Genomic DNA, 612 nt, shown 5'->3' with positions numbered 1-612 from the left:
GTGGAACGAGAACTAATCTCGAAGCAGGCTTCCCGCTTAGATGCTTTCAGCGGTTATCCCTCCCGAACGTGGCCAACCAGCAATGCCCCTGGCGGAACAACTGGCACACTAGAGGTTCGTCCGTCCCGGTCCTCTCGTACTAGGAACAGCCCTTCTCAATTCTCAAACGCGCGCAGCGGATAGGGACCGAACTGTCTCACGACGTTCTGAACCCAGCTCGCGTACCGCTTTAATGGGCGAACAGCCCAACCCTTGGGACCTACTCCAGCCCCAGGATGCGACGAGCCGACATCGAGGTGCCAAACCATGCCGTCGATATGAACTCTTGGGCAGGATCAGCCTGTTATCCCCGGGGTACCTTTTATCCGTTGAGCGACGGCGCTTCCACAAGCCACCGCCGGATCACTAGTTCCTACTTTCGTACCTGCTCGACATGTCTGTCTCACAGTCAAGCTTCCTTCTACACTTACACTCACCACCTGATGACCAACCAGGCTGAGGAAACCTTTGAGCGCCTCCGTTACCCTTTAGGAGGCAACCGCCCCAGTTAAACTACCCACCAGGCACTGTCCTTAGCCCGGATCACGGACCAAAGTTAGACATGCAATACGA

1 rRNA gene is annotated in these 612 nt (G+C 56.0%); it reads right to left on the bottom strand.

Going from position 1 to position 612, the window contains the following annotated elements:
- Positions 1 to 612, bottom strand: a 23S ribosomal RNA gene (locus tag ACRQEG_RS09510); the annotation flags it as partial.

Source organism: Actinotignum stranguriae (genome assembly GCF_051265215.1).
GTDB lineage: Bacteria > Actinomycetota > Actinomycetes > Actinomycetales > Actinomycetaceae > Actinotignum > Actinotignum schaalii_C.
Note: the sequence above shows the minus strand (reverse complement) of the source record. Positions and strands in the feature narration are given on the sequence as shown.